Annotated in this window: 4 protein-coding genes and 1 pseudogene; all 5 read left to right on the plus strand. The window is 73.1% G+C overall.

Annotation, left to right across the window (positions count from 1 at the left end; translation table 11 throughout):
- A pseudogene (locus ACY45C_RS03080) lies at positions 1 to 280 on the plus strand (2-amino-4-hydroxy-6-hydroxymethyldihydropteridine diphosphokinase); the annotation flags it as partial.
- The gene (locus ACY45C_RS03085) at positions 277 to 714 is read left to right on the plus strand and encodes a DUF3180 domain-containing protein (RefSeq protein ID WP_462186144.1); all 438 of its coding nucleotides are present in this window, start codon (positions 277 to 279) and stop codon (positions 712 to 714) included. The pseudogene ACY45C_RS03080 and the gene ACY45C_RS03085, both read left to right, overlap by 4 nt.
- 1,174 nt (positions 715 to 1,888) lie before the next feature.
- On the plus strand, positions 1,889 to 2,035 hold the full coding sequence (locus ACY45C_RS03090) for a hypothetical protein (protein ID WP_023840655.1): 147 nt from the start codon (positions 1,889 to 1,891) through the stop codon (positions 2,033 to 2,035).
- A gap of 498 nt (positions 2,036 to 2,533) precedes the next feature.
- Entirely contained in the window at positions 2,534 to 3,049 is a 516-nt protein-coding gene (locus tag ACY45C_RS03095) for a hypothetical protein (RefSeq protein ID WP_462186145.1), read from the plus strand.
- A gap of 54 nt (positions 3,050 to 3,103) precedes the next feature.
- On the plus strand, positions 3,104 to 4,822 hold a 1,719-nt coding region (locus tag ACY45C_RS03100; protein WP_462186146.1), incomplete at its 3' end, for a hypothetical protein.

Below are 4,822 nucleotides of genomic sequence, written 5' to 3' on the forward strand. Positions count from 1 at the left end.
TGAGATCCTCGTGCCGCATCCCCGAGCACATCTGCGGGCCTTCGTCTGCGTGCCCTGGCTGGACGTTGATCCCGAGGCGACGCTGCCTGGGCACGGGCGGGTCGCCGATCTGGTCGCCCGGATGGCCGTGGGGAACCACCCGGCCGGTCTGCGCCGGACCCCGTGGTCGCTGTCGGATCTCGTGGTCGAGGCGGATCTCGTCGTCGAGGCGGATCCCAGGGCCGGTGCCGTCACCGATCCCGCCGTCGGCGGCAGTGATGCCGGAGAGGCGGCCAGGTGAGACCGACCCGGGCGCGTGATCTCATCGCGGTCGCGGTGGCGTTCGGGGCACTCGGGTACCTGCTCCTGTGGTGGGCGTACCGATCGATTCCCACGCTGCCGCGAACGGCGTCGGTGTCGGTTCTCATGATCGGCGCCCTCGAGCTCCAGGTCGCGTCCCTGACCCGCCACCGGCTGGAGGGACGGCCGGGAACGCGCCCGATCCTCCCGCTCACGGTCGCCCGGCTCGCCGCGTTGGCCAAGGCGAGCTCCGTCGTCGGAGCGGCGCTCGCCGGCCTCTGGGCGGGTGTGTTCGGCTACACCATGCCCCGCACGGGGGAGTTCCCGACCGCGGGGGGCGACGCGCTCACCGCGGGTCTCGGGTTGGCCGCGGCGATGGTGCTGCTGACCGGCGGCCTCATCCTCGAACAGGTGTGCCGGGTCAAGAAGCGTTAGCCCGGCCCGCCCTGGTTCTGGGCGGAATGTTCCGATGGAACACCGAAAAGTGGTGCGACCACCGATGGGCTGACTGTGCCGATTCGTGTTGGCAGGGCTACTCTGGGATAGATTGCGATATATGACCGTGGTCGGTGTCGGGATTGTCCTGGACCACCTTCGTAGGGTGGTGATTGTCGGCGTTGTTCATGTCGTCGGTGGATGGTGCGGTGACGTGGCGCCTGGGCGCCGGGGGCGGGAAGGGGCGGGTGGTGGTCGCTGAGGGCAGGAACTCGCACGGTGACACACGCGCGCAGCCGCGACTGAATCACAGTCGGGCGGATCATGATCGGGTAGATCATGGTCGGGTAGATCATGGTCGGGTGGGCGGTGGCGCCGATCCCGGCCCACCCGCCGATCCGGTTCACGACCCGGCGCGGAACTTCTCGGACCCCGTGCGTGACCTCCCCGACAACGCGGCTCGGACCGAGCGGATCCGGTCGGGTCCGGCAGCTGAGGGAACCGCCGCGCCCCGGCGCCGCCAGCCGTCCGAGGGTCGGATCGTCGCGTTCAGCACGCTGGCGACGAGATCCGCCAGGAGGCCCGGGCCGGCGGAACGGCCCGACCACCGCGGCGGTTGGCACGATCCACGCGGCGGTTGGCATGACCCGCGCGGTGCGGGTGTCTCCCCGCCGGGTGGGGCCGATGACCTCCGGCACCGACCCGCGTATTCCTCGTCTCCCCCGGACCCGCGCGCGCCGTCCGGGCTGGACCGGGGATCTCCTCCGGACCCGGACGGCTTCTCCCGGGGAGGCGGTCGGCCGGGTTCCGGGCTACTGGACGAGGTCAGCTTCACCGGGTACCAGCACGCGATCAGGGACGACGACCCACGGACCGCCGGGGAACCCTGGCGCCCCTCGAACCGGATGTCACCGGGCGGTGCCTCCGGCCGGCCACGAGCGGACCCGCTGGGACAGGGCCGGCGGGGGAGCCCTGAAGCCGACGGGCCGGATGTCGGTGACGCCGCCGCCGGTGACGCCGCCGCCGGTGACGCCGCCGCCGGTGACGCCGCCGCCGTCCCGGAGCCGGCCCGCCCGCACGGCCGCGTGGCCGGTAGCCGAGCCCGTACCCGAGTCCCGGCCGGGGAGGGGGCCGCCAGCACCGTAACCCGGTACTCAGCGCGATTCAGGCGGCGGTGCTCGCGGCGGTCCTCGTCGTCGGCGTCTCGCTCGGCCGGACACTGGCCCTGCCTGGTGACGCCGGGACGATGTCCCGGGTCGCGGACTGGGGACGGGTGAACCATCTGTCCTTCCTCGTGGACCAGTTCGACCGGCGTCGTTAGGGCCTGGCGTCTTAGGGCCTGGCGTCGTCAGGGCATGCTGCCTGGATCCGCGGCCGTCGGAGCGGCCCGGCGGGGGCATGCCCGGCGGGCGCCGTCGGCGGAGATGGGGCTTCGCGGCTCAGGCCCGCAAAAAGTTCGCAAAGATGGCGTACAACGTAGAGGTTTGCCGACCAGAGAGCGATTGTTGTCATCGTTGCCGTACTTGTCGCTTTATGGCCTCCATTGAGTATGATCGAATCAATGTCCGGGTAACCTGCGGATCCTCGGCCACGCGGACCATCCGGGCCGGCGGAGCAGGAGAAGCGGTCCCGGCGAAATTGGTTGCGCCCAGTTTGCCGAATCTTCTTGCATCCGATGGCCCCGGGCGTGTGAAATCGGTATCGGTAGGTCTGTCGCATTCCGTCGACCTCGCCGCGAAGAGGCCCGTCTCGGGCATCCTGGTCGCCGACGTTCGGCCGAGCGCGCGTCCTGGCCTGCCAAAGCATCCAGGGAGGCCACGTGCGTCCAAGACCCGCACCTTCTCCTGCGGCACCCCTGACCGTGAACAGTGGCGGCCAGGGGCGGGTGAGTCAGGACCGGGCCGGGCAGGGTCATGTCGGCAACGGCCGGGCCGGGCAGCTCCCGGACGCCTCCGATGGACCCGGCCGGCTGCCCACCGAGGCCGAGGCTGCCGCGATCACGGCGGCGGTCTTCGACAGCCCGCTGGTGTCCAGGGTGTCGCCGGATGGTCTGCGCATCACCGGCATCCGCACCTCGACCGGCGCACCCGACTGGGCGTTCGCGGTGTTGTCCCCGCCGGGCGGTACCGATCCGGCGATCGCGGTGCTGCGGTGGGACACCAGCTGCGGATGGGTGCTCGACCAGGTGGGGACGGCTCGGGTCGGGATCGGCGGTGGAGCGGCCGGACGGCACGACGACCTGCCGTGCGGGGCCATCACCCGTCGCCGCGGTGCCGGTGTCCGCCGCGGTTGCGAATCCGGCATCCGCCCAGGTGACGCGGCACGGCCCGGCTGAGCGACGGCGCCCTGCCGGCCTGGCGCCGCGCCAGCTACCGTCGTGAGGGTGTCGATGCCGGCCACCGAGGCCTCAGGACAGCCCGGGACCCTCGTGGACTGGTTGCGTGCGCTTCCGGATCAGGCGTTGACCCGGCTCTTCCTCCTACGGCCGGACCTGGCGATGCCGCCCCCACCGGACTTCGAGGTGCTTGCGGCCCGCCTGGAGATCCGGGTCAGCGTGGCCCGCGCGTTGGAACGTCTCGACACGGGCGCCTGCGAGCTCCTGGAGGCGTTGACGATCCTTCCCCGGCCGGTGTCCCTGGCGGAGCTGACAAGGTTCTGCGGGCATCCGGAGGTGTCCGAGCCGGTGGGCCGGCTTCGTGACCTCGGGCTCATCTGGGGCGACGACGACGAGCTGCGGGTTACCGGGATGGTCGTCGACCTCCTCGGCGTGCGCCCGCTGGGGCTCGGCCGTCCCGTGCGAGCCTGCCTGACGACGTACCGGCAGTCCCAGCTCGCCCGGCTCCTGACCGCGGCCGGCCTGCCGGTGCCCCGGGGCGCGGCCGACGAGACGGCGACCGGGTTCGCCGTCCGGGAAGCGATGATCGAGGCGTTGAGCGGCGCCTTCGCGGACGCGGATCGGGTCCGGGAGTGGATCGACGCCTGCTCCTCCCGGGCGCGGCAGCTGCTGGACCGGCTGGCCGCGGGTCCGGCACTCGGCGCCACTACGGAGGCGGGCCGGTTGCTGGGGTTGCCCGCGGCCCGGACCCCGGTGGAGGAGCTGCTCGCCCGCGGCCTGCTCGTCGGATTGGACGAGGAGACCGTCGAGCTGCCGCGCGAGGTTGGGCTGGTCGTGCGCGGCGAGCATCCGGCCGGGGTCCTGCACCCGCACCTGCCCGCCGTCGAGGGAGAGGTCGTCGGGGTGGCGGCGGCCGACGCCGCGGCGGCCCTGGCGGCGGACACCCTCGTCCGGTGGGTCACCACCCTGCTGGACGCCTGGGGCGCGAGCCCGGTCACCCCGCTGCGCACCGGCGGGTTGAGCGTGCGAGACCTGCGGGCCGCCGCGAAACTGCTCGACGTCGACGAGCGGGCCGCGGCCTTCGTGGTGGAGCTGGCCGCGGCGGCCGGCCTGGTCGACACGACCGCGGGGGTCGACGTCCAGTACGTGCCGACCACGGCCTACGACCGCTGGGGCACCGACCTGGTAGCTGCCCGGTGGGCCGTACTGGTCGAGGGCTGGCTGCGCTCGTCGACCGCCGCCTGGCTGGTTGGCGAGCGGGACGAGCGGGGCCGGCAGATCGCTCCCCTGTCGCTGGACGTGCGGCGACTGGCCGCGCAGGACCTGCGTGCCCAGGTCCTGCGGGCGCTGGCCACGGCGCCCGCAGGGGTGGTGCCGACCGCGGAGTCGTTGCGTGCCCTGTTGACCTGGCGAGCGCCGCGGCGCGGCGGAACGCTGCTCGCCGGGACGATCGACGGAACGATTGTCGAGGCCGAGCTGCTTGGGCTGACCGGCCGGGGCGCGCCGAGCACGGTCGGTCGGTTACTCGCCGCCCAGCTCGACGCGGAGAACGCCGATCCGGCGCGGAACGCGGGCGTGCCGAGCCGATCGGCGGCTGGTGATCCCGCGCTGTGCGCCAGGCTCGCCGACGCGCTCGCGCCACTGCTGCCCGAGCCGGTCGAGGAGCTGCTGCTGCAGGGGGATCTCACCGCGGTTGCCCCGGGCCCGCTGGTACCCCGGGTGGCTGCGGAGCTGGCGCGGATGGCGGACGTCGAGTCCGCGGGCGCGGCCACC

This window comes from Frankia sp. CcWB2 (assembly GCF_977927585.1).